Source organism: Streptomyces chilikensis (genome assembly GCF_001642695.1).
Taxonomy (GTDB): domain Bacteria; phylum Actinomycetota; class Actinomycetes; order Streptomycetales; family Streptomycetaceae; genus Streptomyces; species Streptomyces chilikensis.
Genome location: NZ_LWCC02000005.1, coordinates 400,741 through 414,124, shown reverse-complemented (window position 1 = coordinate 414,124; position 13,384 = coordinate 400,741). Strand labels below are relative to the sequence as shown.

The following is a 13,384-nucleotide window of genomic DNA, read 5'->3' as shown; positions in this document are numbered from 1 at the left end:
GGCTTGCCGAAGGACCCGGAGTAGGTCCCCTGGAAGCCGAACGACTGGCTGGCGCCCGGCGCGATCTGCGCGTTGGACGAGGTGTTGGTCGCCGTGACCGCGCCCGAGTTCGGCGAGACGGTGGCGTTCCAGGCGTTGGTCACGGTCTGCCCCGACGGCAGGGTGAAGCCCGCCTTCCAGCCGTTGATCGCCGTGGAACCGGTGTTGGTCACGGTGATGTTGGAGGTGAAACCGCCGGGCCAGGAGGTGGACGTGTTGGTCACGCGGCAGGAGCCGGCCGGGTTGGTGGGCGGGTTGGTGGGGGTACCGCCGTCACCGGAGTTGACCGTGGAGGAGAAGGAGTTCACGGCCAGGCCCGCGCCGTTCTGCCAGGGCTCGAAACCGGCCTGGATGCTGGTGATGTACCACGACTGCTGGGCGAGACCCTTGGCGATCGCCTGGTCCACGAAGTCCATGACGTCGAAGCTCATGCTGTTGAGCGCGGACGGGGCGACGAAGGAGATCACGTCGTTGCCGCCGTTGTTGCCCGTCCAGACCTCCCACGTGCGGCCGGCGACCGAGGCCGTGCCGGTCTGCGAACCGATCGGCTGGATCGGGCCGACCCGGTTGAGCCAGATCATGATCTCGGTCGCGCTGACGCCGTCCTTCTTCGGGGACGGGTCTAGCCAGATGTCGAACGACGCGTTGTACACCGCGTTGCTGACGTAGGTGTACGAGATGCTGCTCGGCGCGGTGGAGATCGTGCTGATCTGCTTGGGCAGGTTGGTGCCTGGTGAACAGTTCGTGTAGTGACAGCCGTTGTAGACCGACGGGTAGGACTTCGGAGCGCCGTTCGTGGGGACGGAGCCGTTGGCCGTGGTCAGCTGGAAGCCGGTGCTGGTCACATTGATGCACTGCTGCTCGCTGGTGCCCCAGCGGTTGTTCTGCACCACGTAGCGGCCCTGAATGGTCGTCGAGCCGTACTGGTCGCATATCAGGGTGTCGGCCTGGGCCGACGTGGATGCCAGGCCGACCGAGGTCAGCGAGGCGATTGTCAGGACCAACGCGGCCAGTGCGGGGTGCAGGGCGCGAAGCCTGGACAACAGGGCGGACATGCGGGTCCCTTCATCGAAACGTGCTGGTGGGGGATGGTGCACAAGCGTTTCGGAACAGGTCGCGCATCACTCCTTGAGCGGGGGTGCGATGGCCCGCGGCGGGGCCTGTGGGGGGTGGTGCACCAGTGGGAGCGCTCCCATGGTGTGGGCGGGGCCGGTAGGGGTCAAGGTGTTGGGAGGTTCGAAAAACTTTCGAAGGCGCCGCGCCGCAGCTGACGGAGAAAAGGCATGTCGGCCATCTTTACGTGTACATGAGTTGACCGCTAGCGTCCTTCGTACCAGTGGGAGCGATTCCGTTTTCAGTCGACACGTCCGCCTGTACGTGTCCGGCCCCCCAGGAGTCGCTCCATGCGAAAGTCCCGTGTTCCCGCCCCCCGGCGTGACGCGGTGTGCTCCCGGATGCCGGGCGGAGTCGAACCGCACGGACAAGGAGACCCGCACACGATGCGCCGTACCAGAACAGCCTTACTCTCCGCCTTCGCGATGGTCGCGGGTGGCGCGGGAGTGGCTTCCGCCATGTCACCCGCGAACGACGTGGGCGCCGCAGCCGCTGCCTGTACCGTCAAGTACCAGGTGCAGAGCTCGTGGAGCGGTGGCTTCACCGCCAACGTGACCCTCGTCAACAACTCGAGCGCCAAGTCCTCCTGGAAGGTCGGCTGGACCTGGGCCGGCAACCAGAAGGTCAGCCAGGGCTGGAACTCCAAGATCACCCAGAGCGGCACCGCCGTCACCGCGGCCAACGAGTCGTACAACGGCGGCCTGGGCAGTGGGGCGTCGGTCAGCTTCGGCTTCAACGCCACCTACAGCGGCACCAACACCGCGCCCACCGCCTTCACCCTCGACGGCGTGGCCTGCGACACCGACGGAGGCGGCACGCCCACGACGCCGCCGCCCACGTCCCCGCCGCCCACGTCCCCGCCGCCCACCGACCCGCCGGGCAGCAAGGTCGACAACCCGTACGCCGGCGCCAAGATGTACGTGAACCCGGAGTGGTCCGCCAAGGCGGCGGCCGAGCCCGGCGGCACCAGGGTCTCCAACCAGCCGACCGGCGTCTGGCTGGACCGGACCGCCGCCATCAACGGTGTGAACGGTGGAATGGGTGTCAGGGCGCACCTGGACAAGGCCCTGGAGCAGAAGGGCTCCGGGGAGCTCGTCATCCAGTTTGTGATCTACAACCTCCCCGGCCGTGACTGCTCCGCGCTGGCCTCCAACGGCGAACTCGGCCCGACGGAGATCGACCGGTACAAGACGGAGTACATCGACAAGATCGCCGAGATCTTCCGCGACCCGAAGTACGCGAGCCTGCGGATCGCCACGACGATCGAGGTGGACTCGCTGCCCAACCTCGTCACCAACGTCTCGGGCCGTGACACCGCGGTGCCCATGTGCGACACGATGAAGAGCAACGGGAACTACGTCAAGGGCGTCGGCTACGCGCTGGACGTCTTCGGCGGCATCCCCAACGTCTACAACTACATCGACGCGGGACACCACGGCTGGCTGGGCTGGGACACCAACATGGGCCCGACCGCGGAACTGTTCAAGACCACCGCCACCAGCAACGGCGCCCAGCTGTCCGACGTGACCGGCTTCATCGTGAACACGGCGAACTACAGCGCCCTGAAGGAGCCCCACTTCAAGGTCACCGACACGGTGAACGGCACCACCGTGCGGCAGTCGAAGTGGGTCGACTGGAACTACTACGTGGACGAGCTCTCCTACGCCCAGGCGTTCCGTGAGAAGCTGATCCAGACCGGCTTCCCCAGCAACATCGGCTTCCTGATCGACACCTCCCGCAACGGCTGGGGCGGCTCCGCGCGTCCCACCGCCGCGGGCCCGACGACCAGCGTCGACGCCTACGTGAACGGCGGTCGTGTCGACCGGCGCATCCACCTGGGCAACTGGTGCAACCAGTCCGGTGCCGGTCTCGGCGAGCGTCCGAAGGCCAGCCCGGAGCCCGGGATCGACGCGTACGTCTGGATGAAGCCCCCGGGTGAGTCCGACGGCGCCAGCTCCGTGATCGAGAACGACGAGGGCAAGGGCTTCGACCGCATGTGCGACCCCACCTACGGTGGCAACGTGCGCAACGGCAACAGCCCGTCGGGCGCGCTCGCGAACGCGCCCCTGTCGGGCAAGTGGTTCTCGGCGCAGTTCCAGCAGCTGATGGCCAACGCCTACCCGCCGCTGTCCTGACGCCGGCGCGGCAACGCACACAGGCCGTCCGTCCCGCCGCCACGGCGGGGCGGACGGCCCGTGCGTTCGCCCCGAGGCCCGAGCCGTCGCGGCGCCCCGACGGCTACGCACGGCGACCACGCGGCCGGCGCCCTACGGTCGTGTCCGGGCCGTCGCCCGGTGCTCCGGCGGGGACGACAGCCGCTCGGCCACGGTCGTCAGGGTCGCTCCCAACGGCAGCGCCACACGGGTGAGGGCGTACCGGTCGCCCCGGGTGGGGTCCCGGTTGACGATCAGCACCGGCTTGCCGGCCTGCGCCGCCTGGCGGACGAACCGGAGACCGGACATCACCGTCAGCGACGACCCCAGCACCAGCAACGACGTCGCCCCCTGCACCAGCCGGCGGCAGTGCTCGACCCGGCCCGGCGGAACGTTCTCGCCGAAGAACACCACGTCCGGCTTGAGGACGCCGCCGCAGACCGTGCACGGCACCACCCGGAAGTCGCCGACCTGTTCGTCGGTGAGGTCGGCGTCGCCGTCCGGGTTCAGACCGGCGGCCACCGGCGCGAACCCCTCGTTGGCCGCCTCCAGCCGCTCGGCCAGTTCGCGGCGCGCGCTCATGGCGCCGCAGGTGAGGCACACGACGCGGGCCAGGCTGCCGTGGAGCTCCACGACGTCCTCGCTGCCCGCGGCCTGGTGCAGTCCGTCGACGTTCTGGGTGATCACACCGGCCAGCCGGCCCCGCGCCTCGAACGCGGCCACGGCCCGGTGCCCGGCATTGGGGTGCGCCCGGCGGAAGGTGCGCCAGCCGAGGTGGCTGCGCGCCCAGTACCGCTGCCGGGCGCGGGCGTCGCCGACGAAGTCCTGGTAGGTCATCGGGGTGTGGCGGCTGAGGCTCCCGCCCTCTCCCCGGTAGTCGGGGATGCCGGACTCCGTGGAGATGCCCGCCCCGCTGAGCACGAGGACACCGCCGGTCTCCAGCGCGTCGACGACCGGTCCCGGATCCGTGGTGCCCGGGGGCAGGTCCTCGGGCGGTGTCCAGCTCAGGGTGGGGCGCATGCGCATGCCGCCAGGGTACGGAAGGCGCCGGCGCTCCCGGCCCGCGCCCCGCCCTCCGCCGTCGCCGCGGGGATCTCCGCGCGGCCTTCGATGGCGGGATATCGCTCGTTTCCGCACGGCCGTCGAGTTCATACGCACCTTGACGTCGTCACCGGAAGGACCATGACCGATCCGGTTCCGGGGGCCTGCGGAACCGCAGGAGGTGACTCTCGTCCGTCGTGATCCTTCGGAGGTTCGGCAGGGAGGGCGCTGCTGTGCAGGTCGTCGTGGGAGTGGTCATCGCCCTGATGGGACTGTTCTCCCTCGTGGGCGGGGAGAGGTGGGCCGCCGTGTTCGGCAGCCGCGCGGGTGAGCGGCGTCCCGCCAGGCCCACCGCGCCGGCCTACAGGCTCGTCGGCGGGTGCCTGCTCGTCATGGGCGTCCTCTGCGCGGCGGGGCTGCTGCCGGCGTGAACGGCCGCCGGCCGCGGCGCGCGGAGGAGCGCGGCGGCCGGCCACCGGCCGGGAGGAACCGGTCAGCGGCACGCCGCCGCGACGAGGCGCCGCAGGGAGGCCTGCGCGGGCGGACCCCAGGTGGGCTTGCCGCCGGGGCGGCCGTGGACGCCGGCGTCCCCGATGAGGGCGCAGGCGAGGGCCTTCAGCACCGCCCACCCGCGGGCGCGGCGCAGGGTGGCGGCGTCCACGGCCGGTTCGTACGCCTCGTGGAAACGTGCGAGGGCGTCGTCCGGCAGCAGGATCCACACGGCGGCGAGGTCGCACGCGGGGTCGCCGGCACAGAGGTCACCGAAGTCGATCACGCCGCAGAGGGCGCCCTCGGAGGTGAGGACGTTGGCCGGGTGCAGGTCGCCGTGGAGCCACAGGGCCGGTCCCGGCCACACGGGCGCGGAGAGGGCGTCCTCCCACAGCGCGCGGACGGCGTCCGGTGCGGGGACCAGCCCCAGCGCGGTGGCGGAGGCGAAACCCCCGTCGAACGACTCGGCGTGGTCGGCCAGCGGCCCTCCGCGGCCACGGCCGGCGGGCGCTCCGGCAGGAGCGGGCCGGTGCAGGGCGGACAGGAAGGCGGCCAGACCGGCGGCGGCCTCCGCGGCGCGCGTCACCGGGGCCACGTCGGCCGGAGTGCCCGGCACCCAGGTGGTGACGATCCAGGGCCGCGGGAACCGCGCGGAGGGTTCACCGAGGCGCTGCGGAACGGGCACCCGCAGCGGCAGACCGGGGGCGAGCCCCGGCAGCCAGGCGTGTTCCGTGCGCAGCAGCGCATCGGCCGACCGCGTCGCCCAGGGCAGGCGGACGGCCAGGTCGTCGCCGAGCCGCCACAGTTGGTTGTCCCAGCCCCGTGCGCCGAAACGCACGGGACGGCCGGCCAGGTCGGGGTGCTGCTCACGCAGCAGGTCCCGGACCAGCTCCGCGGTGATCTCGATCCCGTCGTGGGTCACGCCGGTACCTCCGCCCGCCACCGGGGCGGCGTGCCGGCGAGGGCGTGGCGAGCACGCTCCACCTCCTCGAGGCCGTCGGCCGCCCATGGGGCGAGGCCCGCGAGGAGCGGACCGAGGACGACGTCCACGACCGGAGCGGTCGGGCAGGCGGGTTCCGGGTCGCGGGCGCGGGAGGCCGTCCGGGCCGTGTCACCGGTCATGGGGTTCCTGACGGGTGGTCGCTTTCCTGTAGGCGCCCACCGTATCGGCGGCGCCGGCCTCCCCGGGCCGCTTCGGAGGAAGTCCTCCGGGGCGCGCACGCCTGCTCCGGCGCGCACGACCACGGTGCCGCGGGGGAGCGGGTCACGGCGACGCCCCGGAGAACCTCCGGCCCGTGATCGAGATCGCCGGGACCGACGGGACGACGGGATCGAGCGGGCCGTACCGCTGTCCTCCCGGGGGGCCCGGCCCGGCGGCCTCGACTCCGACGCCCGTGCCGGGACCGGGCCGGCGCGTGATCACCGCGCCAGTGACAGCAGGAAACGGGTCTCCGCGTCGTCCCGTCCGGCGCGCAGCCTCGGCGCGGCCTCGAGGGCGGCCAGCGCCCGGCACCAGGCCAGCACACGCTCGGGCGACTGGCCCGGGACCAGGGACGCCAGCGAAGCGATCCTCCGCCGCAGCGCGGTGAGGTCTAGGACGCCGCCGAGCACCCAGTCGACGGCGTCGAAGTCCGGGTCGCCCCACGCGGGCCGGGGGTCGATCGCCACCAGGCGGCCGCCCGGACCGACCAGCACGTTGGCGGCGTGGAGGTCGCCGTGCACGAGACCCACCGGTCCGCTCCCGCACAGTTCCAGACACCGGGCCCGGGCGCGCTCGAGGACCGCGGGAGCCACGCGCCGGCCCCCGGCCGTGACCGGCCTGCGCTCCGCCAGGCCGAAGAGGAGGTCGATCCGCTCCGCCAGCGGGCGCAGCACCGAGGGCTCCGCCGGGCGCGGGGTCCGCAGCCGCAGCTCGCGGAGCAGGACCGCCACCTCCGGCAGCCGCCGGCCGTGCTCCCCGGCCGGCCGTCCCGGGGCCACGTCGGCCAGGAGCAGCGCTCCGGCCGTGAGATCCCGCGCCAGCAGACCGACCACGGACGGTGTCCCCGACCACAGGGCCAGTGCTTCCGCCTCCTGCGCGGCGATCGCGGGGTCGGGGGTCACCTTCAGCCACACCGTCCTGCCGGCGCCCTCCTGGAAGCAGCGGAAGACCCGTGAGGTGCCGCCCCCCAGGGACTCCACGACGCGCAGATCCCAGCGGGCGGCGAGCTCGCCGACGAGGGACGGCAACGCTTCGCACCAGCGGTCCGCCTCGGGCCCGAACCGCAGGACGAGTCGCTCCCGCGCCGCCCGCGTCACGAGAACCGGTCCGTCCACCACCACAGCCCCCAGAGGCACACGCCGTCACCGAGCCGCTCGACCGCGCGCCGGCTCCCCGGCCCGACACGGTACGCGGCCCGCGCCGTTCGTGTGCCTCCCGGTGCCGGGGACGCACGGCGCTCAGCTGTAGTGGGCGATCTTCTCGTCCAGGACCCCCATGGCCCGGTGCAGCGCGGCCACCCGCTCCTCCAGCGCTGCACGACGCTCGCGGAGGAAGGCGACCCGGTCCTGCGGGGAGCGTTCGGAGCGGAGGATCGCGACGAACTCCCGCAGGTCCGCGATGCCCAGTCCGGCATCGCGGAAGCACGTGACCAGGCCGATCCAGAAGATGTCGTCCTCGGTGTACTCCCTGCGCCCGCCCGCCGAGCGCCGGATCGGGCCGATGAGCCCTTCCCGCTCGTAGTAGCGCAGCGTGTCGATGGAGACCCCGGTCCGGTCGGCGGCCGTGGCGGGGGAGAGGACGGTCATGGCACTCCTTGGATCACCGCGCTGCCGCGGGGCTATCGCGCCTCGGCGAAGCGCGCCAGGTGCTCGTCGCCGAGTCGCACGCGGCGTGCGGCGAGCGCTTCCTCGATCTGCTCCACCCGGCTCACGCCCACGATGGGATCGATGCCCTGCCGCATCAGCCAGGCGAGGACCACCTGGTTGGGCGTCGCCGAGAGTTCGCGGGCCACGTCGTCCAGGACGGCGAGCACCCGGGTGGTACCGGGGTGATCATAGGTCGGTGGGAGCGGCTTGTCCGCCCGCACGTAGGAACCCCACAGCAGCGTGCTGTACGCCCACACGGCGAGCCCCTCCGACCGCGCGAGGTCGAGGTCCTCGGCGGCGAGCATGCGGTGGCCGCCCTCCGCCACCGGGGTGAGCGGGCGCGGCTGCACCAGCGAATGGCGCAGCTGCAGGGCCGTCCACGGTTCCACGCCCTGCTCCCGCGCGGCGGCCCGGGCGCGTTCGACGCGCCAGGACGCGTGGTTCGCCGCCCCCAGCCGTACGGCCACCCCCTTCGCGACGAGCTCCCCGAAGGCGCCGACGGTCTCCTCCAGGGGCACGGTCCGGTCCTCGGCATGGGCCCAGAGGAGGTCGACGTGATCGACCCGCAGCCGTCGCAGGCTCTCCTCCACGCCTGCGTGGATCGCGCGGGCGGAGAGACCTTCCGCGCTCTTTGGCCAGGAGTGCGGCACCAGCGGATTCTGCCGGACCTTGGTCGCGATCCGGACCGCGTCACGGGCGCCGGGCCGGGCCTCGAGCCACGAGCCGATGACGCGCTCGCTGGCGCCGCCGACACCGCTGGGATCGAGCCAGAACGTGTAGCAGTTCGCGGTGTCGAGCCAGACCCCGCCGCCGGCGACGAAGGCGTCGAGGATCGCGAAGGCCTGCTCGGGAGCGACGCGCGTACCGAAGTCCATGGTGCCCAGCACGACGTGGGCGTTGGTGTTGTCCATGCGCTCCATGCTCGGATCTGGAGCGCGCTCCAGGTCAAGACCTTTCGCGGACGGACCGTCCGGGAGCCGTCCGCCGGACGGACGCGGCGCTCACCGGACGGACGCGGCGCTCACCGGACGGACGCGGCGCTCACCGGGCCGAGGACGCCCTCGCCCTCCCGCGCAGGACGGTGACGGCGTGTTCGCACCAGTCGCGGTTGCCCTCCTCGAAGGCCAGCCCGCGCAGGCAGGTCAGGTACGGGCCGATCCGGTCGCCGTCGCGCAGGAACTCCTCCTCCGTGCGGTCACCGCGCATGCCGCGCAGCAGCTTGCCGAAGAGCTCGATCCTGGCGCGGGCGAAGGCGGCGCGCTCGGTGAGCTGCGCGATGAGCGCCGTGACGTCGACGTGGTCCGCCGCCTGGACCTTGACGAGCAGGTCGTCACGGACGAAGGACGGTTTCGCCGAGGCGGCCGCGAACTCCTCCAGCTCCGCCAGACCGGCCTCGGTCACGCGGAACAGGCGCTTGGTGGGCCGTGACTCCTGGACCACCTCCCGGCCCCGGACGAGCCCGTCCTTCTCCAGGCGGCCCAGTTCGGCGTAGAGCTGCTGGGGCCGCGCGTGCCAGAAGTTCGCGACCCCCAGGTCGAACGCCTTGGCCAACTGGTAGCCGCTGAGCTCCTCGTCGAGCAGTGCCGCCAGCACGGCGTGCCGTAGCGCCATCCCCTCGCCTCCTCGTGCGCGCCCGCCCCTGTCGCCGGCGCCCGGCCCATGGTAGTCATGAATCTGACTGGTCACATTCATGACTGTGGAGGCCGAGCAAGGCATGAACACCACCGACCGTTTCCGCGCCGCCGTGGACCGCCGTGACCTCGCGGCGCTGGACGGCCTGTTCACCGACGACGTCCGCCTCTACAGCCCGGTGAAGTTCACGCCCTTCATGGGCAAGCCGATGGTCATGGGCCTCTTCGGGGTGCTGCTGCGCACCTTCGACGAGTTCCGTTACGTCGGCGACTGCGCCGGCACCGTGCGGACCGGCGCCGACGGTTCGCCCGCCGACGCCGCGGTGCTGGTCTTCCGCGCCGAGGTCGGCGGCAGGGAGATCCACGGCATCGACCTGCTGCACTTCGACGAGGACGGCCGGATCAAGGAGTTCACCGTCATGGTCCGCCCGCAGTCCGCGGTCCAGGCCCTCGGCGAGGCGGTCCTCGCCGGTCTGAGGGCGGACGGCCTGGCGCCTGCCTGACCCGGCGCCGGGCGGCGGGCGGCCGACGCCCCGCGCCTGGTGGCCGGGCCGTGCGCGGGCCGCCCCCGGCGGCGGTCCCCTCCTCGGCCCCACGGACGTGGAGCGGGTCCGCGACCGCACGACGGCTCCGCGGGATCCGCAGTGGCCTTCCGTCGCGACGCCCCACGCGGTGGACCTCGGCCGGCCTCCGGCGGCAGGCGCCCCGGCCGAGGACGCCGGCTGACCGGTCGTCACCGGTGGGCGGTCGTCCGCGACGGCGGCGAGGGCCGCGGTGGAGAAGTCCGGCCGCCGCGTGGCCGGGGGACACGGCCGCTGCCTGACCGATGAGCGGCCGGCCGGGCGGGGCCGCACCGTGGACCGGGATCCGCCGGGTTCCGCGCGGAACGGGGTCAGCGCCGCTCGACGGGGACGAAGTACCGGGTGAGCGCCCAGTCGGCGATCCGGTGCCCGACACGGTTGCCGACGGTGTCCGCCGTGCGGGTGTGGATGCCCGCGAACACGCGGGCGTCGATCACGTCGCGGTCGTAGTCGGCGGCGTGCTCGTAGTGCCGGGTCGATCCGCCCCGGACGGAGCGGACGGTGAAGTCGATCCGGTCGTCGCCCAGCAGCTTGGTCAGGGTGCCCGTCAGGGCGCCCGCGGTGGCGGCGTGCCCGCTCAGGTAGTCGGGGTGGGCCGGGGTCGGCAGCAGCGGCTCCCAGCCGGGATCCGGTTCGGTGGCCGGATTGCCGTCCTGGTCCGCCAGATGGATGGCGGTGACCGGACGCCACGTCCCGTAGTGCAGTTTGGCGTCCCAGGCGGCGATGATGCCGTCGGCCTGCGCGGCGTGCACCGCCGCGTAGAGTCGGGCCGTGCCGGCGATGTCCAGTTGCCGCCGGACCGCCTGGTCGCCCAGGGCGGCGGGGATGTCGAGTTCGGTGAAGAACCGTGCGGTGTCGGTCTGTTCCGGCGTGCGCACCGTGCTGTCCCTCGCCCCGTACGCCTTGACCTCGTTGAGGTCCCGCGCGTAGGGGGCGGAGGTCGTCGGGGGCGGCGGGCCGGGACGGAACATGTCGGGGGAGTGGAGCAGCAGGGGCCGCATCCGGCCCAGCCAGGCGTTGGAGAAGGGGCCGAACGTGGGCGGGGTGGGCCGCCAGATCCCCGGCACGGGAGGCTTGTCGAAGGACACGCTGTCGCCCCGCCCGTCGTGCGCGCGGAGCGCCACGAAGTGGTCCGCGGCGCGCCTGCCGAACGCGGCGCCCTCCTGCTCGGCCCGGCCGTCGGGGATCCTCGCCAGCGTGGCCGTGTAGGCGGCGTCGAGTTCGGCGTCCGCCGCGGGGAAGTAGTGGCTGAGCAGACGGTGGGCGGCGGCCGCGGCGGCGGCCGCCGAGGACGCCTTCCTCGGCCCGTGCTCCCGCCACCTGTACGGGACGTACCGGCCCTCGATGCCCGTCACGGCGTTGTACATGGCCGTCGCGGCGTACGCCTCCCAGAACATCCGGTCGGGAGGGGTGCCGTCCACCTCGGCATCGATGGTGTCGGCGGCGACACGCATCCACTCGGTCACCACCGCCGGGTCACGGGTGGCCGGCGGCGCCGTGCCCTCCGCGGCCGCGGAGGCCGCCGCCGGCAGCGTGGACACGAGCGCCGCCAGGCCCACGGCCAGCCGCGTCACCGGGGCGCTCGGCCCCCGTCCGACCATTCTTCGCATGCTGAAGCTCCTTGGACGAGTTCCCCCGCAGCACTCTGCTCCCGGTGGCGGCGCACGGCAGCACGGGGGGATCCGCGGATGAGCCGAAGGGGCTACGGCGTGCTCCGGAAGGGGCGGTCGCGGCAGCCGCCGGCGCGGAACCCGTCACCACCCGTCGTCGCACGAGCCGGTCCGGCAGCACACCGGCAACCAGCCGGCCGCCCTCCCGCGCAGCCTCCGCAGACGTTCCCTGTCGGGCTCCACCACGGTGAGGATCTCGAAGGCGCTGCCGGCGGTCCGGGGGGAGCGGTGGGACATCACCTGCCCGTGGAGCAGCCGGAGTTCCCGCCGGGCGGCGTCCCGGCACAGTTCCGGAAGGTCCAGTCCTCGCCGGGCCGACCCGAAGTCCGAGCCCTCGCCCGCCACCAGGGCGTGGAGCAGGTCCAGGTACCACGCGCGGGCCGGAGCCGGGAGTTCCTCCGTGAGGGCCGCCAGGGCGACGGCCGCCACGGCGGGAGCCGGCTCCCAGAGGTGGGTGGAACACCACACGTGCCGCTCGAGGCCGTCCTCGGCCGGCTCCGGCCCGTGGCCGTCCGCCGTCCGCAGCAGATCCCGCGCGACGTGCTCCGCGGAGTCGCCGCACCCGCAGAGCATGCCGCCCCAGTCGTACCGGGCGATCTCCCTCTCGATCGGTCGCATGTCTCCCTCATCCTGGACGGCGCCCGCGCACTCCCGGGGAGCGGCGGGCCGGAGCGCCGGCGGTCGGCCGCACCGCGGAAGCATGACATCCCGCCACGGCGCCCGGCGGCCCGCACCGCTATCCGGCCAGGGAGGCCACCATCTCCTTGGTCAGGCACACGGTCCCGTCGTCGGCCGGGGGAGCCGCCAGGTAACCCTCGCTCCGGTAGAGGCGGATGTTCCGCTCGCTGCGGACGCCCGTGTGCACCACGACGCGGAGGCAGTCCGGGTCGACGCCGGTCTCGGCGGTACGCAGCAGCCAACGGCCCAGCCCCCGGCCCCGCAGGTCGGGTACGACGGCGAGCCGGCCCACGTGCCAGTCGGAGTCGACCCGCCGGGTCCGCACCATGCCGAGCAGCCGGCCGTCCCGCCACAGGCCCGTGGTGGTCCAGGACGCCATCCACTCGCGGACCCGCTCCGGGGACTCGTGCAGCGCCGGGATGTCCAGACTCTCGTTGGCCAGGGCCTCCTCCACCCAGCAGCAGCGCTGCAGCACCGTCACCTCGGGGGCGTCGTCGGGCGTCAGCGCGCGCAGGTAGGAACCGGGGAGCGGGCCGGCCTGCACACCCGGGCGCGACCGCTCGCGCAGCGGACGCAGGGCGTGGGAGACCCTGACCAGTTCCTCCAGGACCCCCACGGCGGTCTCGGCGGCGGCGGCGCCCGGACGGACCTGCCCGTCCTGGACGGTGTCGCCGATGCGCATCGCGAGCGTGGCGCCCAGCGGCACCAGGCGCAGGGTGGTCACCACCTGCTTGGCGTGCTGGACCGAACGCGTGCCCGCCGAGGTGTGCCCGTAGCTGACGAAGCCCATCGGCTTCCACGCCCACTCGCGGCCCAGGTGGTCGAGCGCGTTCTTCAAGGTGGCGGGCATCCCGTAGTTGTACTCCGGCGTGACCACGAGGAACCCGTCCGCGGCGTCCACCAGCGCGCTCCACCGCCGGGTGTGCTCGTGCGCGTAGATGCCCGAGGACGGTTCCTCCTCCTCGTCGAGGAAGGAGAGGCCGAGGTCACCGAGGGACAAGGGCACGAGTTCGACGTCGAGTTCACCGGCGCGGGCCTCGAGCGCCCCGGTGAGCCACTTGCCGACCGCCGGACCGAGGGCGCCGGGACGGGTGCTGCACACCAGGACGAGGACGCGGATCGTTTTCATTGACATGGAAATG

General features: G+C 73.1%; 14 protein-coding genes. 3 read left to right on the top strand and 11 right to left on the bottom strand.

Annotated elements, in window-relative coordinates; all coding sequences use genetic code 11:
• Window positions 1–1,094, bottom strand: a 1,094-nt coding sequence (locus A2U95_RS02015) for a GH12 family glycosyl hydrolase domain-containing protein (protein WP_166024697.1), incomplete at its 3' end; no start/stop codon positions are given.
• Window positions 1,095–1,538: 444 nt separating this feature from the next.
• Between A2U95_RS02015 and A2U95_RS02010 the strand changes: the two genes are divergently transcribed.
• Window positions 1,539–3,287 carry a glycoside hydrolase family 6 protein gene (locus A2U95_RS02010; protein WP_166020520.1) on the top strand — a complete coding sequence of 583 codons (1,749 nt, stop codon included), beginning with the start codon at window positions 1,539–1,541 and terminating at the stop codon, window positions 3,285–3,287.
• A 132-nt stretch (window positions 3,288–3,419) separates the two neighbouring features.
• Here the strand turns inward: A2U95_RS02010 and A2U95_RS02005 are convergent, their stop codons facing one another.
• Window positions 3,420–4,331 (bottom strand): NAD-dependent protein deacetylase, encoded by a 912-nt coding sequence (locus tag A2U95_RS02005; RefSeq protein ID WP_166020519.1) that lies wholly within the window; start codon window positions 4,329–4,331, stop codon window positions 3,420–3,422.
• A 248-nt stretch (window positions 4,332–4,579) separates the two neighbouring features.
• On the opposite strand from A2U95_RS02005, the gene A2U95_RS02000 reads away from it, so the two are divergent.
• A complete protein-coding gene (locus tag A2U95_RS02000; RefSeq protein ID WP_166020518.1) occupies window positions 4,580–4,777 on the top strand; it encodes a hypothetical protein in 198 nt (65 codons plus the stop codon).
• Between the two features lie 62 nt (window positions 4,778–4,839).
• Here A2U95_RS02000 and A2U95_RS01995 read toward each other — a convergent pair whose 3' ends face one another.
• The 6 genes from A2U95_RS01995 to A2U95_RS01970 form a co-directional block, all read right to left on the bottom strand.
• Window positions 4,840–5,757 carry an aminoglycoside phosphotransferase family protein gene (locus A2U95_RS01995; protein ID WP_240957163.1) on the bottom strand — a complete coding sequence of 306 codons (918 nt, stop codon included), beginning with the start codon at window positions 5,755–5,757 and terminating at the stop codon, window positions 4,840–4,842.
• Window positions 5,754–5,957: a hypothetical protein gene (locus A2U95_RS01990; RefSeq protein ID WP_166020141.1), complete on the bottom strand. Its 204-nt coding sequence runs from the start codon at window positions 5,955–5,957 to the stop codon at window positions 5,754–5,756. The genes A2U95_RS01995 and A2U95_RS01990 overlap by 4 nt, the downstream gene beginning before the upstream one ends.
• Window positions 5,958–6,254: 297 nt before the next feature.
• Window positions 6,255–7,172, bottom strand: coding sequence for an aminoglycoside phosphotransferase family protein (locus A2U95_RS01985; RefSeq protein WP_240957162.1), 918 nt, complete (start codon window positions 7,170–7,172; stop codon window positions 6,255–6,257).
• 102 nt (window positions 7,173–7,274) lie between these two features.
• Window positions 7,275–7,622 (bottom strand): MerR family transcriptional regulator, encoded by a 348-nt coding sequence (locus A2U95_RS01980; RefSeq protein WP_166020516.1) that lies wholly within the window; start codon window positions 7,620–7,622, stop codon window positions 7,275–7,277.
• Window positions 7,623–7,654: 32 nt separating this feature from the next.
• Entirely contained in the window at window positions 7,655–8,593 is a 939-nt protein-coding gene (locus tag A2U95_RS01975; RefSeq protein WP_166020515.1) for an aldo/keto reductase, read from the bottom strand.
• 130 nt (window positions 8,594–8,723) lie between these two features.
• Window positions 8,724–9,293, bottom strand: coding sequence for a PadR family transcriptional regulator (locus tag A2U95_RS01970; protein WP_166020514.1), 570 nt, complete (start codon window positions 9,291–9,293; stop codon window positions 8,724–8,726).
• Window positions 9,294–9,396: 103 nt separating this feature from the next.
• Here A2U95_RS01970 and A2U95_RS01965 point away from each other — a divergent pair, with 103 nt between their 5' ends.
• On the top strand, window positions 9,397–9,816 hold the full coding sequence (locus A2U95_RS01965) for a nuclear transport factor 2 family protein (RefSeq protein ID WP_166020513.1): 420 nt from the start codon (window positions 9,397–9,399) through the stop codon (window positions 9,814–9,816).
• Window positions 9,817–10,205: 389 nt separating this feature from the next.
• Here A2U95_RS01965 and A2U95_RS01960 read toward each other — a convergent pair whose 3' ends face one another.
• The 3 genes from A2U95_RS01960 to A2U95_RS01950 all read right to left on the bottom strand — a co-directional run bounded on the left by A2U95_RS01960 (window position 10,206) and on the right by A2U95_RS01950 (window position 13,377).
• Window positions 10,206–11,504, bottom strand: a complete 1,299-nt coding sequence (locus A2U95_RS01960; protein ID WP_240957161.1) for a vanadium-dependent haloperoxidase — start codon at window positions 11,502–11,504, stop codon at window positions 10,206–10,208.
• A 144-nt stretch (window positions 11,505–11,648) separates the two neighbouring features.
• Window positions 11,649–12,182, bottom strand: a complete 534-nt coding sequence (locus A2U95_RS01955; protein WP_166020512.1) for a hypothetical protein — start codon at window positions 12,180–12,182, stop codon at window positions 11,649–11,651.
• 118 nt (window positions 12,183–12,300) lie between these two features.
• Entirely contained in the window at window positions 12,301–13,377 is a 1,077-nt protein-coding gene (locus A2U95_RS01950; protein WP_166020511.1) for a bifunctional NAD(P)H-dependent oxidoreductase/GNAT family N-acetyltransferase, read from the bottom strand.
• Window positions 13,378–13,384 lie beyond the last annotated feature (7 nt).

Bases quoted from the DNA above. Each gene is read 5' to 3' on its own strand.
- A2U95_RS01955 (WP_166020512.1), bottom strand. From the start codon at position 12,182: ATGCGACCGATCGAGAGGGAGATCGCCCGGTACGACTGGGGCGGCATG.
- A2U95_RS01980 (WP_166020516.1), bottom strand. From the start codon at position 7,622: ATGACCGTCCTCTCCCCCGCCACGGCCGCCGACCGGACCGGGGTCTCC.
- A2U95_RS01950 (WP_166020511.1), bottom strand. From the start codon at position 13,377: ATGTCAATGAAAACGATCCGCGTCCTCGTCCTGGTGTGCAGCACCCGT.
- A2U95_RS01990 (WP_166020141.1), bottom strand. From the start codon at position 5,957: ATGACCGGTGACACGGCCCGGACGGCCTCCCGCGCCCGCGACCCGGAA.
- A2U95_RS01965 (WP_166020513.1), top strand. From the start codon at position 9,397: ATGAACACCACCGACCGTTTCCGCGCCGCCGTGGACCGCCGTGACCTC.
- A2U95_RS01975 (WP_166020515.1), bottom strand. From the start codon at position 8,593: ATGGACAACACCAACGCCCACGTCGTGCTGGGCACCATGGACTTCGGT.
- A2U95_RS01960 (WP_240957161.1), bottom strand. From the start codon at position 11,504: ATGCGAAGAATGGTCGGACGGGGGCCGAGCGCCCCGGTGACGCGGCTG.
- A2U95_RS02005 (WP_166020519.1), bottom strand. From the start codon at position 4,331: ATGCGCATGCGCCCCACCCTGAGCTGGACACCGCCCGAGGACCTGCCC.
- A2U95_RS01970 (WP_166020514.1), bottom strand. From the start codon at position 9,293: ATGGCGCTACGGCACGCCGTGCTGGCGGCACTGCTCGACGAGGAGCTC.
- A2U95_RS02010 (WP_166020520.1), top strand. From the start codon at position 1,539: ATGCGCCGTACCAGAACAGCCTTACTCTCCGCCTTCGCGATGGTCGCG.